Genomic DNA, 25710 nt, shown 5'->3' on the forward strand with positions numbered 1-25710 from the left:
ACGCCTACGTGGTGCCGGCGGCGGGCGCCTCCGTCGATTCCGCTGCCGTCCTGGCCGCCGCGGGCCGCGCCCTGCCCGCGTACATGGTCCCGGCCGGTGTCACGGTGCTGGCGCAACTACCGGTGAACAGCTCCGGAAAGCTCGACCGCGCCGCACTGCCGGCCGTGGACCCGGGGGAGAAGTCCGTCTACCGCGCCCCGGCCGAAGGGGCCGAGGCCGTGGTCGCCGCCGTGATGGCCGAGATGCTGGGCCTCGACCCGTCCGGTGCCGACCGCTTCGGTGCCGACGACGACTTCTTCGCCGCGGGCGGTAACTCCCTGCTCGCCATGCGGGTGGTGGCCCGGGTCAACGACGCGCTGGGCTGCGATCTCAACGTCGCCGAGATCTTCGCCGCACCCACCGCCGCCCTGCTCGCCCGCCTCGTCGACGACGCACCGGGCGCGACCGTCCCGCCGCTGATCGCCGGGCCGCGTCCCGACCGAATTCCTTTGTCGCTCGCCCAAACTCGCATCTGGCTGTTGAACCGCATCGAACCGGATTCGGCGATGTACAACATCCCGTTCGCCCTGCGGCTGCGCGGCGATCTGGACGAATTCGCCCTCTCCGAGGCGGTCACCGATGTCCTGGCTCGGCACGAGTCGCTGCGCACGGTCTTCCCCGAGGATGCCGAAGGCCCGCGCCAGGACATTCGCGCCGTCGAGGACTGCGCCGCCACGGCCCTCACGCTACATACCGTGAATGCCGGCGAGGTGGATGCCGAACTCGCCGCCGCGGCGGCGCGCGGCTTCGATCTGCGGCACGACATTCCGTTGCGGATCAGCGCTTTCCGGGTCGCGCCCGACGAACACATCCTGCTGGTGGTCGTGCACCACATCGCGGCCGACGGCGTGTCCACCGCGCCGCTGGCTCGCGATCTGGTGACCGCTTACGCCGCCCGCAGGGCCGCGGCGGTACCCGACTGGCAGCCGCTGCCGGTGCAGTACGCCGATTTCGCGCTGTGGCAGCACGCGGTCCTGGGTCGCGCCGACGACCCCGAATCCCGCCTGGCCCGCCACCTCGAATTCTGGCGCGCCGAGCTGGCCGACCTGCCCGCGGTCGTCGACCTGCCGGGCGACCGGCCGCGGCCGGCGGTGGCGTCGGGCGCGGGCGCGGCGATCGAATTCCGCATTCCGGCCGAGCTGACCGCCGCCGTCGAGACCCTGGCCCGGCGCGCGGGCGTGTCCACCTTCATGGTGCTGCACGCCGCCTACGCCACCCTGCTCGCCAAGCTGTCCGGTACGGAGGACCTGGCCGTCGGCACACCGATCGCGGGCCGATCGGCGCAGGCGCTGGACGACCTGGTCGGCATGTTCGTCAACACGCTGGTCCTGCGCACCCGGATCGGCGCGCACGAACGGTTCGATGAGCTGCTCGCCCAGGTCCGCGACGCCGATGTGCGGGCCTTCGCCCACGCCGACCTGCCGTTCGACCGGCTGGTCGAGGAGGTGAATCCCGAACGCTCCCAGGCCTATGCGCCGATCGTGCAGGTGCTGCTGTCGTTCGAGCAGCGCTCCGGCACCGACCTGCGGCTACCCGGGCTGGAGGTGACCGATTACCCGCTCGCCAATCCCGTGGCGCAATTCGATCTCGCGCTGTCGCTGGCCGAGGTCGACGGCGCGCAGGGCCGCGAACTCCAGGCGGTGCTGCGGTATGCCACCGATCTGTTCGACGCGTCGACGGTGACCACACTCGGTCGCCGGCTGCTGCGGGTGCTGACCGCGGTGACGGCGGACCCCGACGTCCGCATCCGCGACATCGACCTGCTGGAACTGTCCGAACGGTTGCAGGTCCTCGACATCTGGAATGCGACCGCGGCCGAAATCGACCGCACCGCAACACTTCCCGTGCTGTTCGATGTGCAGGCCGCGCGCACGCCCAAGGCGCCCGCGCTCACCTACGCGGAGACGACGCTGACCTACGCCGAATTCGGCGCCCGCGTGAACCGGCTCGCCCGCCACCTGATCGCGCAGGGCGTGGGCCCCGGATCGCTGGTGGCGCTGCATATGCGCCGATCGCTGGAACTCGTGGCCGGCATGTACGCGACCGTCGCCGCGGGGGCCGGCTATGTGCCGCTGGACCCCGACCACCCCGCCGAACGCATCCGGTACGTCCTCGACACCGCGCGTCCGGCCTGTGTACTCGCGACCACGGATGCGCCGGTGCGCGCGGAGTCGGCGCCGCCGGTGCTCGACCTCGATCGGCTGGACGTGTCCGGCTACGCCGACGGTCCGCTGACCGATGTGGATCGGTTGGGCAAGCTGCGGCCGGAGCATGTGGCGTATGTGATTTTCACGTCGGGGTCGACGGGTCGTCCCAAGGGTGTGGCTGTGAGTCACGGGGCGATCGTGAATCGTCTGGTGTGGATGCAGTCGGAGTATCGCCTCGGTGCGGATGATGCGGTGTTGCAGAAGACTCCGGCGACCTTCGATGTGTCGGTGTGGGAGTTCTTCTGGCCGTTGCAGGTGGGTGCGCGGCTGGTGGTGGCGCGTCCGGACGGCCACCGCGACCCGGCCTACCTCGCGCGCGTGATGGACGACGAGGCGATCACCACCGCGCACTTCGTGCCCTCGATGCTGTCGGTCTTCGTCGACGCGGCGGCCGATGCCTCCGCGTTGGTTCCCGCGCGCCTGCGCCGGGTGTTCACCTCGGGTGAGGCGTTGCCCGCGGATACGGCCACGCGCTGGCGTGAGCTCGGTGGTGCGCCGCTGCACAATTTGTACGGTCCGACCGAGGCCGCGGTCGATGTCACCTTCCACGAGGTGACCGAGGCGGACGCACCGGCGATATCGCACGCTGGCAGGCCACGGGCGAACTGGAATACGTGGGCCGCGCCGATTTCCAGGTGAAGGTGCGCGGACTGCGCATCGAACTCGGTGAGATCGAGGCCGCCCTGCGCGAATCCGAGGGCGTTGCCCAGGCCGTGGCCGTGGTGCGCGACGACCGCGACACCGGCGATCGGATCGTCGCCTACGTGGTCGCCGCGTCCGGCCGTGACCTGGATGCCGAGCGGCTGCGCGCCGACTGTGCCCGGCGGCTGCCCGAATACATGGTCCCCGCGGTGATCATGAACATGGACGCCCTGCCCCTCAACGCCTCGGGCAAACTGGTCCGGAAAGCCCTGCCGGAGCCGGCTTTCCGGGCGCGCGCCTTCCGTGCTCCCGGCACGCGGGCCGAACTCGCCGTCGCCGCCGTCTACGCGGAGTTGCTGGGTCTGGACCGCGTCGGACTCGACGACGACTTCTTCGCCCTCGGTGGCAATTCGCTGACCGCCACCCGTGTCGCCGCCCGGCTGGGCGCCGAACTCGACGCCGAACTACCGGTACGCCTGATCTTCGATGCGCCGGCCGTCGGTGCCCTGGCCGCCCGCGTCGCGGAATTCGCGGGCCGCGGCGCCGCCGTGCCGCTGATCGCACGCCCGCGCCCGGACCTGGTGCCGCTCTCGCCGGCGCAGCAGCGGATGTGGTTCCTCAACCGGTTCGACCCCGGGCAGAGCGTGCACAACATCCCCGTCGCGCTGCGCCTCACCGGTGCGCTGGATACGGCGGCGCTGGAATCCGCACTCGCCGATATCGTCGTGCGCCACGAAACGCTGCGCACGGTGTACCCGGATATCGGCGGCATCGGCTACCAGCAGATTCGGCCCGCCGACCACGTACCGGTGTTGTCGCGACTGCACGGCGACGACATCGCCGCGGTCGTCGGCGCATTCGTCGCCGAACCCTTCGATGTGACCACCGAGGTTCCGCTGCGCGTGGCCCTGTTGCCGGTGCGATCGGACACCGCTGCGCCCGAACACATTCTGGTTCTCGTCGTTCACCACATCGCCGCGGACGGCTTCTCGATGGGACCGCTCGCGCGCGATATCGCCACGGCCTACGCGGCCCGCAGTGCCGGGACCGCCCCGCAGTGGCACGAGCTGGCGATCCAGTACGCCGACTACGCGCTGTGGCAGCGCGAAGTACTCGGCGCGGAATCCGATCCCGAGTCCTCGGCCGCGCGCCAACTGGAGTTCTGGCGCGACCGGTTGCGCGGACTTCCGGCCCGGCTGGACCTGCCCACCGACCGGCCACGCCCGGCGGTGGCCGAGCACGCGGCGGCCACGATCACCGTCGACTTCGACGCGCGGCTGCGCGCCGGCCTGGACGACCTGGCCGGACGCTACGAGAGCACGCCCTTCATGGTGGTGCACGCCGCGCTCGCGGTGCTGCTCGCCCGGATGTCGGGTACGGCCGATATCGCCATCGGCGCACCGGTCGCCGGACGTGGTGCGGCCGTGCTCGACGATCTGGTCGGCATGTTCGTCAACACCCTCGTGCTGCGCTCCGATATCCATTCGGCGCAGCCGTTCTCGGCCGTGCTGCGGCAAGTGCGCGAGAGTGATCTCGCCGCCTTCGCCCACGCCGACATCCCGTTCGAGCGGCTGGTGGAGGTGCTCGACCCGCCTCGATCACAAGCCCACCACCCGCTGTTCCAGGTGGCGTTGTTCTTCCAGAACCTGAATCCGGTGACGGTCGAACTGGGTGAGCTGACCGTCGGCGAGGTGCGCCTCGACACCGCGGTGAATCCGTTCGACCTGCAGGTCACCGTCACCGATCGCGAGATCGGGTTCACCTATGCGACAGCGCTTTTCGGCGCGGCGACGGTCGAGGGGCTGGCCGCGCGGTTCCTGCGGGTGCTCGAGTCGGTCGTCGCCGAACCGCAGCGCGTCGTCGGCGATATCGACCTGTTCGCCGCCGGTGAGCGCGAGCGCGTCCTCACCGAGTGGAACGATTCGGCGCATATCGGTTTCGGCGCGGAACTGCTGCTCGACGAATTCGAAGCCCAGGCCGCGACCGCGCCGCAACTGCCCGCGGTGCGCTACATCCCGGACGACGGCTCGGCGCCGACCGTCCTCACCTACGGCGAGCTGGACAGCCGCAGCAACCGGCTCGCCCGCCACCTCATCGCCGCCGGGGTGGGCCCGGAATCGCTGGTCGCCCTGTCGATTCGGCGTTCGCCGGCGTTGGTGGTGGCGATGTACGCCGTGCTCAAGGCCGGCGGGGCGTACGTTCCCATCGATCCCGACCATCCGGCCCAGCGCATCGCCCACATCCTGGAGACGGCCCGGCCCGCGGTCCTGCTCACCACCGCCGATGCCGAGGTGGACTTCGACGGCCCGACCGTCGCGGTCGACTCCGTCGCCCTCGACGCCTACCGCGACGACCCGATCGCGGTGAACGAACGCCACAGCCCGATGTACGCGAACCATCCGGCCTACGTGATCTTCACCTCCGGTTCGACCGGAAAGCCCAAGGGCGTCGCCGTCACTCACGCGGCGATCGTCAATCAGATGACGTGGATGCAGGCCGAATACCGGCTCACCGCCGCCGATGTGTACCTGCAGAAGACCGCGACCACCTTCGACGTCTCGCTGTGGGGCTATTTCCTGCCGTTGCGGATCGGCGCCACCCTGGTGCTGGCCGCTCCGGACGGCCACCGCGATCCGGGCTACCTCGCCGAGACCATCGCCGAATACGGCGTCACCGTCACCGATTTCGTGCCCTCGATGCTGAGTGTCTTCGCCGCGCAGGTCGGCTCGGCGCAGGTACGGTCGCTGCGGCAGGTGTTCGTGATCGGTGAGGCGCTGCCCGCCGAGACGGTGCGGGCGTTCGGCGCGATCAGCTCGGCGCGGCTGCACAACCTGTACGGGCCCACCGAGGCGGCGGTCTCGATCACCTACCGGGATGTCACCGGGGTGACCGACCGCCCGGCCCTGCCGATCGGCCGGCCCGAATGGAACAGCCGCGTCTACGTGCTGGATTCGCGGCTGCGGCCGACCCCGCCGGGTGTCGCGGGCGAGTTGTATCTGGCCGGCGCCCAGCTGGCGCGCGGCTACTACGGCCGCGCCGACCTCACCGCCGACCGGTTCGTCGCCGATCCGTTCGCGGTGTCGAACGGCGCCGGCGAACCCGGCTCCCGGATGTACCGCACCGGTGATCTGGTGCGCTGGGACGTCGGCGGCGGCGCACCGGAACTGATCTACCTCGGCCGCACCGACTTCCAGGTGAAATTCCGGGGTCAGCGCATCGAACTCGGCGAGATCGAGGCGGTGCTCGCGGCGGTGCCCGATGTCGCCGCGGCGGTCGTGCGGATCGTGACGGCTCCGGGTGGCGACCACCTCATCGGTTTCGTCACCCCGGCCGGCGACGGCTCCGTCGCACCCGGCCTCGGTGAGCGGGCGCGCGACGCCGCCGTCGCGCAACTGCCCGGGTACATGGTCCCGTCGGCCGTGGTCGTCCTGGACGCGTTCCCGCTCAATGCCTCCGGCAAGCTCGATCGCACTGCGCTGCCCGATGCCGGTGATCCGCGGGTCGCGGCGGTCTTCGGCGGTGGCGAGTACCGCGAGCCGAGCACACCGGCTCAGCGGCTGGTCGCCGAAACCTTCGCGCAGGTACTCGGCATCGAACGGGTCGGCGCCGACGACGACTTCTTCGCCCTCGGCGGTAATTCGCTGGTCGCCACGCGGGTACTGGCCCGGCTCGGCGAGCGCCACGGCCGTCGCGTTCCGGTGCGCATGCTGTTCGAACACCCGACCGTCGCCGGTCTGGCCGCCGCCATGATCGACATCGACGGCAGTGCAACGGATCTGCCCGGCCCCGTCGCCGCCGAACGGCCCGATGTCGTTCCGCTGGCGCCGGTGCAGCAGGGCATGTGGTTCCTCAACCGCCTGGCTCCGGATTCGGCGGCCGACAATATCGCGGTCGCGGTGCGCATCCTCGGCGATCTGGACGAGGCGACCATGTACGGCGCCTTCACCGATGTGGTCGCGCGCCACGAGGCGCTGCGCACCTACTATCCGCTCGATGCCGAGGCCGAGGGCTGCCAGGCAGTGCTGCCTCCGGAACAGGCGCATATCGAGTTCGAGAGCCGAACGGGCGCCGCGGCGGAGCCGATCGCCGACTTCGCCGGACGCGGTTTCGACGTCACCGCCGCACCGCCGGTACGGGCCCTGCTCATCCGCGAATCCGACACCAGCCACGTCTTCGTCGTCGTCGTCCACCACATCGCCGCGGACGGCTATTCGCTGAATCCGCTGCTGCGGGATCTGATCGCCGCCTATCTGGCCCGCCGGACGCGGACCGCGCCGAACTGGCCCGCGCTGCCCGTGCAGTATGCGGATTACGCACTGTGGCAACGACAGTCGCTGGCTGCCGCCGAGGCCGAACATCTGGACTTCTGGACCCGGACGCTGGCGGATCTGCCCGACGAACTCGCCCTGCCCGCCGACCGGCCGCGCCCGGCCGTGGCCTCGCGCCGGGGTGCGGTCGTGCGCGGTCGTATCGACGGCGCCGTCGCCGGTGCGGTCCACCGCCTCGCCAAGGCGCACGGCGCGACCCCGTTCATGGTCTGGCACGCCGCCCTGACCGTGCTGCTGGGCCGGCTGTCCGGCGGTGACGACATCGCGATCGGCACCCCCGTCGCCGGACGCGGCGCCAGTGCACTCGACGAGCTGATCGGCATGTTCGTCAACACCCTGACGCTGCGGACGAGACCTCGGATCGGCGACAGTTTCGATGCGGTGCTCGCGCACACCCGCGCCGTCGACCTGGCCGCATTCGCCCATGCGGCACTGCCTTTCGATCGCGTGGTCGACGCCCTGGGCGTGGCACGCACCGCGGACCGCAACCCACTGTTCACGGTGTCGCTGAGCTATCTCAACCTCGGCTCGCACACCCACGCCGTGCCGGGGCTGATCCTCGAACCGGTCGAATTCGACAATCCCGTGGCCAAATTCGACCTGCAGTTCACCGTGTCGGACGAACTCGACGCTGACGGGCACCTGCCGCTCGAACTCACCTATGCCACCGACCTGTACGACCCGGCCACCGCGGCGGGACTGCTGCGGCGGCTGGGCCGGGTGATCGGTGCCGCCGTCGCCGAACCGCAGCGCGCCGTCGGCGATATCGACCTGCTGTCCCCGGCCGAACACGCGGCCCTGCTCGACGCTCGGCCCACGCCGTTCGTCGCCGCGCGCACACTCGCGGATTTCCTGGCGGAGGCGGCGCGGCGCAATCCCACCGGTATCGCGGTGTGTGGCGACGGCCGGGATGTGACCTACGCGGAACTGGATGCCGAATCGAGCCGATTGGCGCGCATCCTGATCGAATCCGGCGTCGGCGCGGAGGATTTCGTCGCGATCGCGATCACCCGCTCGGTGCGGTGGGTGGTGGCCTGGTGGGCGGTGGCGAAGGCGGGTGCCGCCTTCCTGCCCGTCGATCCGGACTATCCGGCGGAGCGGATCGCCCATATGCTCGCCGATTCCGGTGCGGCCGTGGGTATCACCACCGTCGCGGACGCCGCCGCGTTCCCGGCGACGGTGCGCGCGCTCACCGTCGATGCGCCGGAATTCGCTGCCCGCCTGCGGAATACCTCTCCGGAGCCGATCGAGGCGCACGAACTGCTGCGCCCGGTCCGGTTGCAGAATCCGGCATGGATGATCTACACCTCCGGCACGACCGGTAAGCCGAAGGGCGTCGTGGTGACCCACGGCGGTATCGGGGCCATCGTGACCGCACATCGCCGGCACTATCGGGTCGATTCGGGCGCGCGGGTGCTGCACGCCTCCTCACCGAGCTTCGACGCGTCGATGCTGGAACTGCTGATGGCCTTCGCGGGCTCGGCGACCGCCGTCATCGCACCGGTCGGCGTGTACGGCGGCGACGAGCTGACGGAACTGCTGGCAGCGCAGCGTGTTTCGCACGCCTTCATCACACCCGCCGTGCTGCGGACCCTCGACCCCGCCGCGCTGCCCCGGCTGCGACGGTTGACGGTCGGTGGTGAGGCCTACGGTCCGGACCTGATGGCTCGCTGGGCCGCGGGCCGCGAATTCCACAACACCTACGGCCCGACCGAGACCACCGTGTTCGCCACCGTGAGCGCGGTGAAGCGTCCGGGCGACCCGCTGGACATGGGCGCCCCGATCGCCGGAATGTCGGCGGTGATACTCGACGGGCGGCTGCGCCCGGTGCCGCTCGGCGTCACGGGTGAGTTGTATCTGCGCGGCCCCGGGCTCGCGCGCGGTTATCACGCGCGGGCGGCGCTGACGGCCGAGCGCTTCGTCGCCGATCCGTACGGTGCGCCGGGCGAGCGGCTCTACCGCACCGGCGATCTGGTGCGCTGGGTGACGCGCGGCGAGGAACACGTCGTCGAATACGTGGGCCGCTCCGACCATCAGGTGAAGGTGCGCGGCCTGCGCATCGAACTCGGCGAGATCGACGCGGTGCTTGCGGCGCAGGAGTCGGTCGCATTCGCCGCCACCCTCGGCCATCTCGATGCGGCGGGGGAGACCTCGCTGGTCGCCTATGTGGTCGCCGCAGCCGGGCACGTGGTCGACGTGGACGAACTGGTGGCCCACGCCTCCCGCAGCCTCACCGCGTACATGGTTCCGGCCGCGATCATGGTCATCGACGAGATTCCGCTGACACCGACCGGAAAACTGGATCGGAAGGCGTTGCCGGAGCCGGTTTTCCGGGTAGCCGAATTCCGCGCCCCGCGCACGGCCGCCGAATCCACGGTCGCCGACATCGTGGCCGGGGTGCTCGGCCTCGGCGAATCCCGCCGCATCGGCCTCGACGACGACTTCTTCGCACTCGGTGGCAACTCGCTCACCGCAACCCGGTTGGCCGCGCGGCTCGGATCGGCATTCGACACGACGGTGCCGGTGCGCGCCGTCTTCGAACATCCCACCGTGGCCGCCCTGGCGACCGCCGCCGCGGCGCCGGAGGGCGCGCCGGCCCGGGTGGCGCTCACCCCGCGCGCCGTCGACGGGCCGGTGCCGCTGTCGCTCGCGCAGCAGCGCATGTGGCTGCTCAACCGAATGGACGAGCACTCCGCCGCCTACACGATCCCGCTCGCCATGCGGTTGAGCGGTGCACTCGACGTGCCCGCGCTGAATGCCGCGTTCGCCGATGTGGTGGCCCGGCACGAGGTGCTGCGCACGGTGTATCCGCAGACCGACGCGGGACCGGTGCAGGTGATCCTCCCGGTCGCCGACGCCCCGGCACCGCACTTGGCGCCCGTGCCGCTGCGCAGCGCCGACATGCTCGATGCCGTATCGCACTTCGTCACCGAGCCGTTCGACGTGACGGCCGCGGTGCCGCTGCGGGCCCGGCTGTTCGTCGTCACCGACGCACCCGGCAGCGAGTACGTCCTGGTCGTGGCCGTGCATCACATCGCCGCCGACGGGTCCTCGCTGGTACCGCTGGCCCGGGACGTGATGACCGCCTACGCTGCCCGCCGCGGCGGGACCGCGCCGGACTGGACGCCGCTGCCGGTCCAGTACGCCGACTTCGCGCTCTGGCAGCGCGAGGTGCTCGGCTCCGAGGAGGATCCGGAATCGCCGGCCGCCCGGCAGATCGGGTACTGGACCCGCACGCTGGCGGGGCTGCCGGACCAGCTGGCGCTGCCCACCGACCGGCCGCGTCCGGCGACGGTCTCCACCGCCGGTGGCACCGTCGATTTCACCGTGGACCCCGCGACACACAACCGGCTGGCCGAGATCGGGCGCACCCACGGCGCGACGCTGTTCATGGTGATGCACGCCGCCTTCGCGACCCTGCTGTCGCGGCTGTCGGCCTCGACGGATATCGCGATCGGTACTCCCATCGCCGGCCGCGGTGACAGGGCCCTCGACGAGTTGGTCGGCATGTTCGTCAACACCCTGGTGCTGCGCACCGAGGTCGATCCGGGCGCCGGCTTCGCCGAACTGCTCACGGGCGTGCGCGACGGCGACCTGGCCGCCTTCTCCCACGCCGACATTCCGTTCGAGCGGCTGGTGGAGGTGCTGAACCCGGTCCGGTCGACCGCCCGGCATCCGCTGTTCCAGGTCGGCTTCTCCTTCCACAACCAGGCCGCCGCGGAATTCGCGCTGGACGGCCTGACGGTGAGCGCGGCGGATTTCGATACCGCGGTCTCGCAGTTCGACCTGCATCTGGTGATCACCGACCGCTACGACGCATCCGGCGCGCCGCTCGGCATGGCCGCCTCCCTCACCTACGCCACCGCTCTCTTCGACGCCCCCACCGTCGCCGGCTTCGGCGAGCGGCTGCTGCGGCTGCTGGAAGCGGTGTGCGCCGATCCGGCTCGGGCGCTCGGCTCGGTGGATCTGCTCGCGCCGCAGGAGCGGGTGCGGATTCTGCAGACCTGGAACGACACCTCCGAAACCTATTGTGCGACAACGCTTCCCGCGCTGTGGAATGCGACGGTGGAAGCCGCCGGTTCCGCACCCGCGCTGATCGTCGATCGCGACGGCGCCGGTGAACCGGTGAGCTATGCCGAATTGTCGGCGCAGGTCAACCGCCTCGCCCGGCATCTCATCGCACTGGGCGTCGGCCCGGAGACCCGCGTGGCGCTGGCCGTGCGCCGTTCCCGGGAACTGATCGTCGCCATGTACGCGGTCAGCGTCGCCGGTGGCGCGTACGTGCCGGTCGATCCGGACCAGCCGGCCGAACGCGTCGACTACATCCTCTCGACCGCGGCTCCGCTGTGTGTGCTGACCACCTCGGATATCGCACCGACGCTGCGGGACGGGCAGTTCCGCGTGGTGGACGTCGACGAGGTGCCGGCGCTGTCCGCCGCCCCGGTGACCGATCGGGACCGCCGTGCCCCGCTGCTGCCGCAGCATCCGGCCTATGTCATCTTCACCTCCGGATCGACGGGCCGGCCCAAGGGCGTCACCCTCGCACACGAGGCGATCGTCAACCAATTGCGCTGGAAGACAGCGGCATTCGAATTGGGCGCCGACGACGCGGTGTTGTTGAAGACCGCCGCCACCTTCGACCTCTCGGTGTGGGAGTTCTGGTCCGCCGCCGTCTGTGGTGGCCGGCTCGTGGTCGCCGCCCCGGATGGCCATCGCGATCCCGCCTACCTCGACGAGCTGATACGGCGCGAGCGGGTGACCACGCTGCACGTCGTCCCGTCGATGCTCGACGCGCTGCTCACCGCCTCCGGCGGACGCCTGCCGGCCTCGCTGCGCCGCATCCTCGCCATCGGCGAGGCGCTGCCCGCGACCACCGCGCAGCGCGTGCGCCGCGCCGGTTCCGCCCGCCTGTACAACCTCTACGGCCCGACCGAGACCGCGGTCTCGATCACCGCCCACGCGGTCGACGACACCGACACGGTGACCGTTCCGATCGGTCGTCCGGAGGCCAACAGCAGGGTGTACGTGCTGGATTCGCGGCTGCTGCCGGTGCCGGTGGGCGTGCCCGGTGAGCTGTATCTGGCCGGTGCGCAGCTGGCGCGCGGCTACGACGGACGCGCCGATCTGACCGCGGAACGGTTCGTGGCCGACCCGTTCGAATCCGGAGCCCGCATGTATCGCACCGGCGACGTGGTGGCCTGGAACGCGGCCGGCGAACTCGAATATCGGGGCCGCACCGATTTCCAGGTGAAGGTGCGAGGCTTCCGCATCGAACTCGGGGAAATCGAGGCGGCGCTGCTCGCGCTGCCGGCGCTCGCGCAGGCCGCCGTGCTGGCGGTATCGGATCCGCGCACCGCCGATCGACTGGTCGCCTACCTCGTCCCGTCCGCCGGTGATGTCGATATCGCCGAGGTGAAAACGGCTCTGGCCCGGACACTTCCGTCCTACATGGTGCCCGAGGCGTTCGTCGTCCTCGAGGCGCTGCCGCTGACGGTGAACGGCAAACTGGACCGGGCCGCGCTGCCCCGCCCCGTCTTCGAGGCGACGGCCTACCGCGCTCCCGCCGGCCCGGTGGAACAGACGATCGCCGATATCTACGCCGCCGTGCTGGGGGCGCCCCGGGTCGGCGCCGACGACGACTTCTTCGCCCTCGGCGGCAACTCGCTGCTGGCCACCCAGGTATCCGCCCGCCTCGGCGCGGCCCTGGACGCCCGGATTCCGGTGCGGCTGCTGTTCGAGGCCTCGACGGTAGCCGCGCTCGCGGTGCGCGTGGACGGCCACATCGGCTCCGGTGGTCGCACGGCGCTGACCGCCGGACCGCGGCCCGAGGCGCTGCCGTTGTCGCTGGCACAGCAGCGGATGTGGTTCCTCAACCAGTTCGAACCCGAATCCGCGGCCTACAACGTGCCCGCCGCCGTGCGGCTGCGCGGTGAGCTGCGGGTCGACGCGTTGCAGCAGGCGGTGCTCGACGTCCTGGGCCGGCACGAGGTGTTGCGCACCGTCTATCCGCAGACGGCCCACGGTGTCGTGCAGCACATCCTGCCCGCCGCGCAGGCGGGCGCGGACCTCACCCCGCGGCCGGTCGGCGCCGACGAGGTCGCGGCGTGCATCGCCGAACTGGCCTCGGCCGGCTTCGACGTGAGCACCGAGGTGCCGATTCGCATTGCGCTGCTGCGCCTTTCGGCATACGAGCACGTACTGGTGTTCGTGGTGCATCACATCGCCGCCGACGGCTGGTCCATGCGGCCACTGACCCGCGATGTCATGCTCGCCTATGCCGCCCGCAGCGCCGGCCAGGCTCCGCACTGGACGCCGCTACCGGTGCAGTACGCGGATTACGCGCTGTGGCAGCGGCAGGTGCTGGGCTCGGAAGACGATGCGCGGAGCCTGATCTCGACGCAGGCGCGCTACTGGCGCGAGGCCCTGGCCGGTCTGCCGGACGAGGTGAATCTGCCCGCGGATCGCCCGCGTCCGGCGGTGCAGTCCGCACGCGGCGGCCGGGTGGTGTTCCCCATCTCGGAGCAGCTGCGCGCGGATCTGGCCGAGCTGGGCCGCGCCCACAATGCGACGTTGTTCATGGTGGTGCATGCCGCGTGGGCGCTGTTCGTGGCACGCATGGCCGGCACCGACGACGTCGCGGTCGGCACCCCGATCGCGGGCCGCGGCGAGGCCGAACTCGACGATGTGGTCGGCATGTTCGTCAACACCCTCGTGCTGCGCACCCGGGTACCGGGCGAGGCGACCTTCACCGAATTGCTCCGCAGCGCACGCGATACCGATGTGCAGGCGTTCGGACACGCCGATCTGCCCTTCGAGCGACTGGTCGAGCTGGTGAATCCGGAGCGCTCCACAGCCCGCCATCCGCTGTTCCAGGTGATGCTGACCTTCCAGAACCTGCCGCAGCGCGATTTCGAACTGCCCGGACTGCGGGTCGAGGCCGTCGATTTCGATTTCGACGCCGAACAATTCGATCTGTCGCTGACCGTGCAGGGGACCGGAGAGGGACTGCTCGCCGACCTGTCGTACGCGCGTGATCTGTTCGACCACACCACGGTCGAATCGTTCGCCCGGCGCTTCACCGGACTGCTCACGGCCGTGGCCGCCGCCCCGGAGCGGGCCGTCGGCAGCCTGCCGCTGCTGTCGGCGCCCGAGTACGAGCAGTTCACCCGGATGGACGGCGGCCCGGTGCTCGCGGACGAGCTGCTGCCGGAGATCTTCACGCGCGGCCTGCGGCACGGCGCCGACCGGATCGCGGTGCGCATCGACGGGCGATCGGTGACCTACGGCGAGCTGGATCGGCAGTCCTCGCAGCTGGCCCGGATGCTCATCGACGCGGGCGTCGGGCCGGAGCGGGCGGTGGCGATCGCGCTGCCGCGCTCCTACGAGATGATCGCCGCGGTCTGGGCGGTCGCGAAGGCGGGCGGCGCGTACGTGCCGGTCGATCCGAGCTACCCGCCGGATCGAGTCCGGCATATGGTGGTCGACTCGGCTGCCGTAATCGGCATCACCACAAGGGAATTCGCTGCCGACCTGCCCGCGGCCACCACCTGGCTGGCGCTGGACGACGAGACCACCGCCGCGGCCTGTGCGAGCCGCTCCCACGATCCGATCACCGATGCCGATCGCATCCGTCCACTGCGCCCGGACAACGCCGCCTACACCATCTACACCTCGGGTTCGACCGGCCTGCCCAAGGGCGTCACGGTCACGCACCGGCGGGTCGCCAATCTCGCCGCCCATGCCACCCGGCTGTGCCGGGTGGAGCCGCGGCACCGTTTCCTGCACGTCTGCTCGCCGAGTTTCGATCAGTCGCTGGAGGAGTGGCTGCTGACCTTCGGCAGCGGAGCCACCCTGGTCATCGCGCCGCCGTCGGTGCTGGGCGGACAGGAACTCGCCGAGCTGCTGCGCGCCGAGCGGGTCACCCACACCATGATCACCCCGGCCATGCTGGCCACCGTCGATCCGTCCGGACTGCCGGACCTCGAGGTCGTCGGCGCCGGCGGCGACGCGACCACGCCGGAACTGCTGGCCAAGTGGCAGCCCGGCCGCCGCTTCGTCAACAGCTACGGCCCGACCGAGGCCACCATCTCCTCGGCCTACGCCGTCCTGGTCGCGGGCGTGCCGATCACCATCGGCACCCCGGTGCCGGGCACGACGACACTCGTGCTCGACGCGCGGATGCAGCCGGTGCCGCCCGGTGTCGCGGGTGAACTGTACGTGGTGGGCGAGGCCCTGGCCCGCGGGTACCACGCCCGGGCGGGGCTGAGCGCCGACCGATTCGTCGCCTGCCCGTGGGGCACGCCGGGCACCCGGATGTATCGCACCGGCGACCTGGTCCGCTGGATCGTCGGCGGCGAGGGCGAGTGGGAGCTGGAATATCTGGGCCGCACCGATTTCCAGGTCAAGGTGCGCGGCTTCCGCATCGAACTCGGCGAGATCGACGCGGTGCTCACCGGCCACGACGATATCGATTTCGCGGTCACGCTGGGTCGCGAGACTCCGGCCGGCGCCACCGCGCTGGTGTCGTATGTGCATGCGGTGCAGGGACGTTCGGTCGACCCGCAGCAGCTGACCGCCTATGCCGCGCGCAGTCTGCCGTCGCATATGGTGCCTGCCGCGATCGTCGTCCTCGACCGTGTGCCGCTCACCCCGGTGGGCAAATTGGATCGGAAGGCGTTGCCGGAACCACAGTTCCGGGCGCGGCCCTACCGCGAGCCGGCCACACCGCAACAGCGACTGGTCGCCGCGGTCCTGGCCGAGGCGCTCGGGGTGCCACGGGTCGGCGCCGACGACGACTTCTTCGAACTCGGCGGCAACTCGCTCATCGCCACCCAGGTGGTCGCGCGCCTGGGCGCCCGGACCGCGACCCGGATCCCCGTGCGCACGGTGTTCGAGGCGCCGACGGTGCGTGCCCTGGCCGAACGGCTCGCCGCCCATGCCGGTACGACGAGGGTCGAGCTCACCGCACGGCCTCGGCCGCAACGGATCCCGCTGTCACCGGCACAACAGCGGATGTGGTTGCTCAACCGCATGGACCCGACCTCCGCGGCCTACAACGTGCCGTTCGCGGTGCGCCTGACCGGTGCGGTGGACGCCGCCGCACTGGAACTCGCCTTCGCCGATGTGGTCGAACGGCACGAGGTGTTGCGGACCGTCTATCCGCAGGGCGACGACGGACCGTTCCAGCAGATCCTGGCCGGCGCCGACGCCGAGTTCACGGTCGGTTCGGTGACCACCGCCGAGGTGGAAGCCGAATTCGCGCACATGCTTTCGCGCCCCTTCGATGTCACCTCCGACATTCCGGTGCGAGCCGCGCTGCTGCGGGTGACGGATACGTCCGAGCACATCGTCGTGCTGTCGATGCACCACATCTGCGCCGACGGCGCCTCGGCCGCGCCGCTGGTCCGGGATCTGCTGACCGCCTATGCCGCGCGCACGGCCGGTGCGGCCCCGCAGTGGTCCCCGCTGCCGGTGCAGTACGCCGACTACGCACTGTGGCAGCGCGAGCTGCTCGGCGCGGAGGACGATCCGCGATCCCTGGTCGCGGGTCAGCTCGCGCACTGGCGCACCGCCCTCGCGGACCTGCCCGAACAGCTGGCGCTGCCGGCGGATCGACCGCGCCCGAAGGTGCAGTCGCTGCGCGGCCGGGCGCTGACGTTCGAGATCGGCGCCGAGCGGCACGCGGCCCTGCACCGGCTGGCCCGCACTCGCCAGGCCTCGCTGTTCATGGTGGTCCGCGCCGCGCTGTCGGTCCTGCTGGCCCGGCTGGCCGCCACCGACGACGTCGCGGTCGGCGCGCCGATCGCCGGCCGCGGCGAGGCGGAACTCGACGACCTGGTCGGCATGTTCGTCAACACGCTGGTGCTGCGCGCCCGGGTCGCGCCGCAGGCATCCTTCGCCGAGCTGCTCGACCAGGTTCGCGAGACGGATCTGGCGGCCTTCGCCAACAGTGATGTGCCGTTCGAACGACTGGTGGAACTGCTCGATCCGGTCCGGTCGACGGCGCGGCATCCGCTGTTCCAGGTGGGCCTGTCGTTCCAGAACCTGAATCGGGCCGAGGTGCGGTTGCCCGGCGTGACGGTGAGCGAACTCGATGTCGACACGCGCACATCGCAATTCGATCTGCACTGGTATCTGACGGACACCTACGACGAGCAGGGCGCCCCGGCGGGCATCTCGGCCGCCGTCACCTACGCCACCGACCTGTTCGACGCGGCCACGGTGCAGCGGTTCGTGCAGCGGTTCCTGCGGGTGATCGACCGGGTCGCCGCCGACGCCGAAGTCGCGATCGGCGATATCGACCTGCTGGACGACGCCGAACGCATCCGCATGCTGGTCGACTACAACGACACAGCCCGGGATCTGCCGCCGGTCTTCGGCAGCGACCATCCGCACACGCTGACCGCCCGGTTCGCGGCCGCGGTGGCCGTGCATCCCGAGGCGGTGGCGATCGCCGAGGATCGCGCGGGAACCGCTGTCGCACAACGGGTTCTGACCTATGCGGAATTCGATGCGCGGAGCAACCGGCTGGCCCGGTATCTGATCGGCCGGGGGATCGGACCGGAGCAGCGGGTGGCGGTGGCACTGCCGCGCTCGGTCGAACTGCTGGTCGCCGTCTACGCGGTGATCAAGGCCGGCGCCGCCTATGTGCCGATCGACCCGGATCAGCCGGACGAGCGGATTCGGCACATCCTCGACACTGCTGCACCGGAATGCGTGCTGGGACTGCATGATTCGACGATCGATGGCGCGATCACCCTGGAGCGGCTGGACCTCGCGGACTACAGCGACGCCGCGGTGACCGATGCGGACCGGGTGTGTCCGTTGCGGCCGGACGGCATCGCCTACGTGATCTTCACCTCCGGGTCGACCGGGCGCCCGAAGGGCGTGGCGGTCAGCCACCGGGCGATCGTGAACCGGTTGGTGTGGATGCAGTCGGAATACCGGCTCCAGACCGACGACGTGGTGCTGCAGAAGACGCCCGTCACCTTCGACGTGTCGGTGTGGGAGTTGTTCTGGCCGTTGCAGATCGGTGCCCGGCTGGTGCTGGCCGCACCGCAGGGGCATCGCGATCCGGAATATCTGGCTCGTCTGGTGGCGGCCGAATCGGTCACCACGGCGCACTTCGTGCCGTCGATGCTCGCGGTGTTCGTCGCGGGATCGGGGGCCGGTGCGGGTACCTCGCTGCGGCGGGTCTTCGCCTCCGGTGAGGCGCTGCCGGCAGCGGTCGCGCAGCGGTTGCGGACCCTGACCGGCGCCCGGTTGCACAACCTCTACGGGCCCACCGAGGCCGCGGTGGACGTGACCTACCACGAGGTCACCGATGCCGATACCGCCACGGTGCCGATCGGCCGCCCGGTCTTCAATACCCGTGTCTACGTGCTGGATTCGCGATTGCGTCCGGTGCCGACGGGTGTCACCGGCGAGCTGTACCTGGCCGGGAGCCAGCTGGCGCGCGGATATCTCGCAGGTCCCGATCTGACCGCGGACCGGTTCGTGGCCGACCCCTTCGTGGGCGGGTCAGGGGGCATGGGCGCAGCGGGCGGGTCAGGGGGCATGGGCGCAGTGGGCGGGCAACGCATGTACCGCACTGGCGATCTGGTGGTGTGGAATGCCGACGGCGAGCTGGAGTACCGCGGCCGCTCGGACTTCCAGGTGAAGCTGCGCGGGCTGCGGATCGAGCCCGGGGAGATCGAGGCGGCGCTGGTCGCGCAGCCCGAGGTCGCCCAGGCCGTCGCACTGGTCCGCGGCGACGACGGCATGGACCAGCAGTTGGTGGCCTATGTGGTCGCCGAGGCCGGGCACACCGTCGACACCGATCGGTTGCGTGCCGGACTCGCGCGGCATCTGCCCGCGTACATGGTTCCGGCGGTCGTGGTCGTGCTCGACGAACTTCCGGTGAACGCGTCCGGCAAACTCGAACGCCGTGCCCTCCCGGCGCCGCCGCGCACGGTGCGCGAATTCCGCGCTCCGCGGACCGCGGCCGAGACGCTGGTCTGTGAGACCTTCGCGCGGGTGCTGGGTGTGCAGCGATTCGGCTTGGAGGACAACTTCTTCGAACTCGGCGGCACGTCGCTCTCGGCGACCACGCTCGCGGCGCGGTTGACTGCCGCACTCGGGCAACAGGTTCCGGTGCTGACGCTGTTCACCGCGCCGACGCCTGCGGCCGTGCTGGCCGAACTGGACCGGGCCGCAGGCGATATCGATCCCGCTGCCGCCTTCGACGTGCTGCTTCCGTTGCGGCGCAGCGGTATCGGCGAGCCGCTGTTCTGTGTGCATCCCGTCGGTGGTGTCGCCTGGTCGTTCGCCGGCCTGGCCGCCTCGGTGGAGCGGCCGCTCTACGGGCTGCAATCGCCGGCGCTGAGCGGGGAGGACCTGCCCGGCACCGTCGAGGGGTGGGCGCGGCGCTATGTCGAGGCGATCCGCTCGGTGCAGCCGGAGGGGCCGTATCACCTGCTGGGATGGTCGCTCGGTGGCGTGCTCGCCCATGCCGTCGCGGTGCAGTTGCAGGACGAGGGTGAGCGGGTCGAACTGCTGGCCGTGATGGACAGCCGGCTCGGCGAGCCCGATGCCGACGAGTCCGAGCCGGTCGCGCTGCCGGAACTGCTGGGTGGGTTGCTGGGGGAGCGGATCGAGGACTTCGGCGACCTGCCGGAGGATCGTGCCGCGCTCCTCGACATGCTGCCCGAACCGTTCGCGTCGCTGGGCCGGGATCGGATCAGCGCCGTCCTCGAGGCGGCGCTGGAATCGGTCGATCTGGCCGCCGCCTATCGGCCTCGGATCTATCGAGGTGATCTGACGTACTTCGTCGCCGCCCACGACGCCTCGAGCGATCCGGGCGCCGAGGGGTGGACATCGGCGGTCAGCGGCACGGTGCGGCGCCACCGCCTGCCCACCACCCACTGGCGCATGACGTCCGCGGAACCGTTGCGACGCATCGGCGCGGTGCTGAGCGAACACCTGAACAACGGCGAAACAGACTGATCAGCATCGCTTTTCGCCTCATCAGCCCGGAACCGATCAAGTTCCGTGCGGCCCTCGGGCGCCGGTCCGGCGTTCGCGGTTCGCGACCGTGAAAGGAAGAAGGAAAAAAAGTATGACAGGCACCGACTACACCGCGATCCTCACCCAGATCCTGAGCTTCCTCAGCTCCGGTTCCAGCCTCGCCTACACCCCGAAGTAAATCGCTCCAGAAAGGATTATCGACTGATGGATACCGGAAGCTCCGGCCTCGGCAGCATCTTCACCGCCCTCGCGAACCTGCTCTCCACCGGATCGGCGGTGTCGGTGACACCGGGCGCTTGATCGCGGTGCGGGCCCGGACATCGCGGGCCCGCACCATCACCCGGTGCGGTGGTGGAGTCACCGCGCCGGACACAGTTCCGCACGAAAGGTAATCGAATGAGCAACCCATTCGACGATGACGACGCCGAGTTCTACGTCCTGACCAACGATGAAGGCGAGCACTCGTTGTGGCCGGTGTTCGCGGCCGTGCCGAGCGGATGGACGATCGCTCACGGCCCTTGTCTGCGTCAGCTCTGCCTCGACTATGTCGAATCGCATTGGACCGATATGCGCCCGAAGTCGCTGATCGAGGCCATGCGCCTACAAGCCAACTGAATGCGTCGCGCCGCGGCGTGCCATCCGAACCCCCTGCACCGGCACGTCGCGGCGTTCACGTTCTCCTCGCATCGGCCCGGCCCGCCTGCTAATATAAGTTACAACTTATAGAAGGAGGTATGTCATGCCCTTGCTCTCCGATCCCGCCGCCCTCGCGGGGCTCGTCACGCGCGAGGTCCGCACCGGCTCTCGCGACGGCGCCACCACCAGGATCGCGGTCGCCCGCCGCAGCTATCCCACCGATCAGGCCGATCTGTGGGACGCGCTGACCAACGCCGAACGCATTCCGCGCTGGTTCCTGCCGATCAGCGGATCGCTGGAGGTCGGCGGCCGCTATCAGCTCGAGGGCAACGCCAACGGCGTGGTCGAACGCTGTGACGCGCCGAAGCATTTCGCCGTCACCTGGGAGATGGGCCCGCAGATCTCCTGGCTGGAGGTCACCCTCGGCCCCGCCGGCGACGGTACCGAACTGAAGCTCGAGCACGAGGCGCCGATCGATCCGGCCATGTGGACGCAGTTCGGGCCCGGTGCGGTCGGGGTGGGCTGGGACCTCGCCCTGCTGGGCCTGGGGATGCATGTGGACAGTGGTGAGCCGGTGGATCAGACCGTGGCGCTCACGCTGCACACTACCGCGGAAGGCCGTACATTCATCCGCACCGCCGTCACGGCGTGGGGTGCGGCCGCGATCGCCGACGGCGACGACCCCACGGCGGCCCGGACCGCCGCCGAACAGACCTTCGCCTTCTACACCACCGAACCAGAGGACACCCCGGAAGCTCGATGACCGTCCCACCCGCCCGCATCTTCGATGCGCTGGGCGACCCTGTGCGCCGTCACATTCTCGAACTGCTGGCCGCCGGCGAGCACTCCGCCGGCGCGCTGGTCGAGGCGGTCCGCACCACCACGACGATCTCCCAGCCCGCGGTGTCGCAGCACCTGAAGATATTGCGCGACACCGGATTGGTCACCGTCCGCGCCGAGGGCACCCGCCGGTACTACCGCCTCGACGCGGCCGGCGTGGAGATCGCCAGAACCTGGCTGACCACCTTGCTCGACCCGCTGCATCGGCTGGCGAATCCCCTCGACGCCCTCGCCACCGAGATCACCCGTGGCAAACGCGAGCGGCGCGCGGGAGACGCCGTCGCCCCGCCGGAGGCGCACGAAAGCGGTTACGCCGCAGGGTGATTCACAACAGTCCGCTGTTCTTGGCCAGCTGCCCGCGAATCCGTTCGCGCAGCCGCGTGGCGGCGGCCCGGTGCTTGGCCGCGGTGACCCCGTCGCCGCACGCGGTCGCCAGTTCGGCGAGGATCTCGTCCACCGGATCCAATGGGGTGAAACCGGTTTCGAGGCCGGCGACGGTCCCGGCGGCGGGCAGGAGCCGGCGATAGAGTTCGGCGCAGTCGGCGGTGGAGCCGAGGGCGATCGCCGCGCGGGCGCGGTGGGCCCGCATCATGACCGGATAGAAGTGCTCGTCGACCTCGGGGCCGTGGTGGAAGAGCGCGGCGGCTTCGGCGCGCTCGCCGGCGTCGAGGAGCGCGACGATGTAGATCTGGGTGAGCATGCCGGGGAGGGCGGCCTCGATTTCGGCGAGGCAGTCCACGGCGGGCGACAGATCGCGGCGCGCCCAGCCGAGGGGCAGCAACGCGATCAGGGCCGCCTCATCGCCCTCGGGGAAGCCAAAATCCTTTCCCGCCGAGCTGCATTCGTCGAAATAGTGCGCCGCCCGGCCGATATCGCCGCGCAGGATCTCGGTGGCCGCGCGGAAGTATCCGAGGATGGTCGCCAACGGCCGCACCTGTGCCGTGCCCGCGAACTCCAGGGCGAGGGCCGCCTGGCGTCCCGCTTCGGCCAGGTCGACGTTCTGGCAGGCGGTGCGGAAGCGCAGATAGTGTGCGAGAGCGCGGTATTGGGGCAGATCGGCCGACGTCGCGAGACGCTCCAGCTCGGCGGCCCGGTGTCCCAGGTCGTCGCCCGAATGGCCGTCGAGCACCAGGTGAGTCAGCGCGTTCAGCGCCAGGCACTGCAATTCGGCGTCGCCGGTACTGCGGGCCAGTTTGAGTGCCGCGTGGGCACGGGTGTGGGCGAGCCGGTGCGCGGCCGGGCTCGATTCGAAGACGGCGGTGGTGAGCAGGCGAACCTGGGTGGCCACCGGCTGGTCGCGGGCGGAGGCCACGGCGAGTGCCCGCCGCAGCCGCGGATTCGACCATCTCCAGTCCCGCATCGCCCACACCACCGGGGCGCGCCAACTGGTCAGCGCGCGCACCACCAACTCCCCGTCGCCCAATTCGGTGGCCAGCCGCAGCGCCTGCTCCCGGGCGTCGCGGGCCGCGGCGATGCGCCCCGCGTACGCGGAGGCGGTGACCAGTTCGCAGTAGGCGTCCACGCAGGCGACCCGATCCGCGGGCGAGGCATCGGGATCCTCGTGCCCGGCCAGCCGCCGCAGTTCGATCACCGTGCGCCACAGTGGCGCCGCGTCCGCGCGCATACCGCGCTCGACACAGTGCCGCGCCGCCGTCGTGATGTAGTCGACCGCGGAGTCGGCGGTGCTCGCGGTGACGGCCCGCACCGCGTGATGGGCCAGCACCTCGACCGCCCTGACGTCGTCGGGCCGGCAGCCGCCCAGCAGGGTCAGCACCCCCTGATGCATCCGCGTCCGTCGCAGCTGCGGAATCCCGGCGTAGACCGTGTCGCGGATCAGCGCGTGCGCGAACATGATTCGCCCCGCGGGATCGATGATCACCAGCCGCGCCAGTTCGGCGGTGCCGACGAGTCCGATGATCTCGTCCTCGGTCCGTTCGGTCAGCGCCACCAGCGTCGCCGGTTCCACCCGCTCCCCGCAGACGGCGGCGTACTCGAGCACCTCGCGGACCGCATCCGGCATCCGCGCCAGTTGCAGTTCGATCACCCCACGCACACTCGGCGGCAGATCGTGGACATCGCCACCGACGGCCATCGCGGCGGTGAGCTCACGCAGGAACAGCGGATTACCGCCGGTGCGTTCGTGCAACAGCGCGAGCAGATCGGTATCCAGACCGGACAGTCCGGCGGCCCGTGCGATGGCACACGTCCCGTCCAGATCGACACCGGTGAGCTCGATATGCGCGGCGGTCGGATCGGCGAGAGCGGCCACGGCGGCCCGCACCGACGGCGGCGCCTCCACCTCACGCAGCGTGGCGATGATCAGCAGCGGCTGGTCGTGCAGCCAGGCCACGGCCTGGCGCAGGATCTGCAGGGTGGCCTCGTCGGCGCGGTGCAGGTCCTCGAGCACCAGGGCGACCGGGCCGTCGGCGACGGCCTTGCGGCAGCGGTCGGCGATCACCCGGGAGATCTCGAACGCCCCACCGAGAACCGGCCGCGAGGTCAGATCGGCGCCGAACCTCGCGGCGACCTCGGCCCAGACCCACGCTTGCGGCGCCCCGTCCACCTCCGGGCAGCGTCCGGGCGCGACCACCCAGTCGCGGCGGCGTAGTTCGGTGGCGACCGCCTCGGCCAGCGCCGATTTGCCGAATCCCGCGCCGCCGCAGATCCACACCACCCGGGCGCCGTGTTCGATCGCCTCGTACGCCGCCTCCAGAACGACCTTGCGCTGCACCGGGTATCCGAGTGCGGTCGCGCTGTCGGCCCGCTCGTTCGGCTCGGGCGATCGCTCGATGTCGCGCACGAGGTCGGCGCGCACCGCGATGGGCGCGGTCGGCAGGGTGGACTCGAGCACCGGAACCGCCTGGTTGAGGATCGCGGTCTCCAATTCCTGGATGGGACGCCCCGGATCCAGTCCCATTTCCCGGGTGAGGAATTCCGCCGTGCGCCGCAGCGTCGCCAGCGCTTCGGTCTGCTGTCCCAGCCGATATTGCGCAAGGGCGAGCAGCCGCACGCTCTCCTCGCGGTCGGGCCGGTCCTCGACGGTGCGCCGCAGGCCGCTGATCACCTCGGTGGTGCGGCCGAGTTCCAGCGCGGCCTGTGCGCGCAATTCACCGGCGGTCAGATACAGATCGGTCAGCCGCGCCGCCTCGGCCGCCGCCCAGCCGCAATCGGCGAAACTCTCCAGCGCGCGTCCGTTCCAACAGGCCAGCGCGATATCCAGCATGCGGGTGCGCGTGGCCGCCTCGGGGGCACGGGCGCCGCTGCTCACCTGCAGATATTCGTGCAGGAGCGATTCGAACTGCCAGGCGTCGACTTCGGTGTCGCGCAACCGCAGCGCGTAGCCGAGCCCCTCCGACACCACCACCGTCGCCGGCGCGCGGGCGGGACGTTCGGGTTCGAACACCCGCCGCAGGTTGTGGATGTGCACCTGCAGCACCGACGTCGCCTTGGGTGGGGGTTCCCCGTCCCACAACTCGTCGACCAGCCGATCGGTCGACACGGCGCGGCCCTGCGCGATCACCAAGCGCGCCAGCAGGGCCCGGGTGAGCCGGCCCGCGAGACGGATCGGTGTTCCGTCGAGTGCGATGTGCATCGGCCCGAGGACATGGATGCGCCGATCAGCCATGCCATGCCCCCTGCAACCGTGACATCCCGGACACCTTCCCCATGGCCCGTCCCGTTCAGCAGCCGACGGACGGCCATTACGCTGGACATCTGATTTAAATCAGAATCTCTACTCTAAATTTTCGGCGCTGTCTGTCGTTAGCTTCATGGTTGCCAAATCGTTATATCCATTCCGTGTGGTACTTCCGGCGCCCGTGTGTTGTGCATCACGTTCCGGCTGTTCCAGGTTGTGCCACACGTGGTTCGATACCGAGTGGCGAGGTGAGCGGCTTGTAATGCAATTGTGACTTTGTCGGCGAACCGCTGTTTCGCGGTCCGGTGACCATCCTCGGCTCGTATATTTCATCGCAACTTCGGAATTGCTCTCGATATCGGTCAATTGCTTGCCG

6 protein-coding genes (1 of these 6 only partly in view) are annotated in these 25710 nt (G+C 70.4%); 5 read left to right on the top strand and 1 reads right to left on the bottom strand.

The annotated features are described in order from the left end of the window. From IG65_RS36070 to IG65_RS0123630, 5 genes are all read left to right on the top strand, one after another. Positions 1-2885, top strand: the 3' portion of a protein-coding gene (locus IG65_RS36070; RefSeq protein ID WP_051756734.1) for a condensation domain-containing protein. It extends 193 nt beyond the left edge of the window; only the last 2885 of its 3078 coding nucleotides appear in the window; its start codon lies off the left edge, out of view; its stop codon occupies positions 2883-2885. Continuing rightward, on the top strand, positions 2825-20200 hold the full coding sequence (locus IG65_RS36075; protein ID WP_369801580.1) for a non-ribosomal peptide synthase/polyketide synthase: 17376 nt from the start codon (positions 2825-2827) through the stop codon (positions 20198-20200). The genes IG65_RS36070 and IG65_RS36075 overlap by 61 nt, the downstream gene beginning before the upstream one ends. A gap of 417 nt (positions 20201-20617) precedes the next feature. Next, complete coding sequence (locus tag IG65_RS0123620; protein WP_030517136.1) at positions 20618-20836, top strand: MbtH family protein; 219 nt, start codon at positions 20618-20620, stop codon at positions 20834-20836. A gap of 124 nt (positions 20837-20960) precedes the next feature. Beyond that, positions 20961-21620: an SRPBCC family protein gene (locus tag IG65_RS0123625; protein ID WP_030517137.1), complete on the top strand. Its 660-nt coding sequence runs from the start codon at positions 20961-20963 to the stop codon at positions 21618-21620. Next, positions 21617-22021 carry a helix-turn-helix transcriptional regulator gene (locus IG65_RS0123630; RefSeq protein ID WP_051756736.1) on the top strand — a complete coding sequence of 135 codons (405 nt, stop codon included), beginning with the start codon at positions 21617-21619 and terminating at the stop codon, positions 22019-22021. Before IG65_RS0123625 ends, IG65_RS0123630 begins: the two co-directional genes overlap by 4 nt. 1 nt (position 22022) lies before the next feature. On the opposite strand, the gene IG65_RS0123635 is transcribed toward IG65_RS0123630, so the two are convergent. After that, on the bottom strand, positions 22023-25322 hold the full coding sequence (locus IG65_RS0123635) for a BTAD domain-containing putative transcriptional regulator (RefSeq protein ID WP_081879705.1): 3300 nt from the start codon (positions 25320-25322) through the stop codon (positions 22023-22025). Positions 25323-25710 lie beyond the last annotated feature (388 nt).

Source organism: Nocardia sp. NRRL WC-3656 (assembly GCF_000720265.1).
In the GTDB taxonomy this organism is placed as follows: Bacteria; Actinomycetota; Actinomycetes; order Mycobacteriales; family Mycobacteriaceae; genus Nocardia; species Nocardia nova.